The 1,682-nt window shown below is 76.2% G+C and carries 2 protein-coding genes and 1 pseudogene; 2 read left to right on the forward strand and 1 reads right to left on the reverse strand.

Annotation, left to right across the window (positions count from 1 at the left end; translation table 11 throughout):
• Positions 1-722: Clp protease N-terminal domain-containing protein (locus AWW66_RS36185; protein ID WP_067374571.1), on the reverse strand; the 722-nt coding region annotated here is incomplete at its 3' end.
• A 98-nt stretch (positions 723-820) separates the two neighbouring features.
• On the opposite strand from AWW66_RS36185, the gene AWW66_RS32100 reads away from it, so the two are divergent.
• On the forward strand, positions 821-1,471 hold the full coding sequence (locus tag AWW66_RS32100) for a LysE family translocator (RefSeq protein WP_067374576.1): 651 nt from the start codon (positions 821-823) through the stop codon (positions 1,469-1,471).
• A 78-nt stretch (positions 1,472-1,549) separates the two neighbouring features.
• Positions 1,550-1,682: pseudogene (locus AWW66_RS34155) on the forward strand (coiled-coil domain-containing protein); the annotation flags it as partial.

Here is a 1,682-nt window from a genome sequence, read left to right on the forward strand (position 1 = left end):
GGCCGCAGGTGACGGTCGAGGGCGGCGGTGAGGGCCGGGGCGGGGTCGGCCGGGGCGGGCGTCTGGGCGCGCAGGTGGACGTAGCCGGCCAGGGCGGCGGAGACGGCCCGGCGGGTCAGTCGGGGTTCGGCGCCGGCGGCGCGCAGCACCTGCCCGGCGACGCCGTCGGGTTCGGTGACCAGGCCGAGCAGCAGGTGTTCGCAGCCGACGTAGTTGTGCCCGAGCGCGGTCGCCTCGGTGAGGGTGAGCTGCAGGGCGGTGGCGGCGGGGCCGCTGACGTGCCGGCCGGTGGGGTCGGAGTCGGGTTCGGCGTGGGGGTGGGCGGCCAGGTCGCGGCGGAGCCGGGCGGGGTCGACCTCGATGGCGCGCAGGACGTGCAGGGCGAGGTTCTGGCCGTCGTCGAGCAGGGCGGCGAGCAGGCGCGCGGTGTCGACGCCCGGCGGGTCGGTGGCGCCGGCGGCGGTGGCGAGCACGGAGCGGGCGCGGGCGGTGAAGGCGGGCAGCCGCTCGGCGAGGTCGTCGCCGGCCAGGTCGGCCCGGGTCAGCTGGCGGATCGCGGTGACCCGGCGGACGGCCTGTTCGAGGGCGCGCTGGCAGATCGCGGAGACCGGCAGCGCGGTGTCGCGCACGGCGTCGGCCAGGTCGTCGGGCAGGTACACGTTGATCTTCGGCACGGTGGCCTCCTCGGGCGACGGGACCGGCGACCCTGACAGTACCCCCATTGGGGTTACCTTGTCGTTGGCTATAACCCCACAGGGGGACGCGGGGGGCGGGCCGGCGGCGTATCGTTCGGGGCGGACCGAGCGACGGGGGGCGTCAGATGGTGAGCACGGCGGCGGTGGTGGGGATCGGGCTGGTCGCCCTGGGCATGGTGCTGACCCCCGGCCCGAACATGGTCTACCTGGTCTCCCGCTCGGTGGCCCAGGGCCGCCGGGCCGGCCTGGTGTCGCTGCTCGGGGTCGCCGCCGGCTTCGGCGTCTACCTGCTCGCCGCAGTCGCGGGGATCGCCACCGTCTTCGTGCTGGTCCCGACGCTGTACCTGGTGGTCAAGCTGGCCGGCGCCGGGTACCTGCTCTGGCTGGCCTGGCAGACCATCCGCCCCGGCGGCGCCTCGGTGTTCGCGCCGACCCCGCTGCCGCCGGACCGGCCCCGCCGGCTGTTCACCATGGGCCTGGTCACCAACCTGCTCAACCCGAAAATCGCCATCCTGTACGTGTCGCTGCTGCCGCAGTTCATCGACCCGCACGGCGGCCCGGTGGCGGTGCAGAGCCTGATCCTCGGCGGGGTGCAGATCACCGTCGCGTTGACCGTGAACGCGCTGATCGTCCTCGCCGCCGGCTCGATCGCCGGGTTCCTCGCCACCCGACCCGGCTGGCTGCGGGTGCAGCGGTACGTGATGGGCAGCGTGCTGGCCGCGCTGGCGGTCCGGATCGCCACCGACCGGTCCCGGGCGGCGGTGGCGACCGGCTGACCCCGGGTCGCCGGGCGGACGACGACGCCACCGGGCCGGTGCGCGCCGGCTGGGGCCGGGGCCTACACTTCGGCCTCGATGGACGCCCCGGACACCACCGCCGAGACCCGCCCCTGCGCCCACTGTGGGCGCGACGTGCCGCAGCGGGCCGGCGCCGGCCGCCCCTTCCGGTACTGCCGGGACAACGACGGTGCGTGCCAGCGGGCCTCCC

The sequence above is a fragment of the Micromonospora rosaria genome, from assembly GCF_001567585.1.
In the GTDB taxonomy this organism is placed as follows: Bacteria; Actinomycetota; Actinomycetes; order Mycobacteriales; family Micromonosporaceae; genus Micromonospora; species Micromonospora rosaria.

Excerpts from the sequence above, each read along its gene's own strand:
- AWW66_RS32100 (WP_067374576.1), top strand. The coding sequence starts at position 821 with ATGGTGAGCACGGCGGCGGTGGTGGGGATCGGGCTGGTCGCCCTGGGC.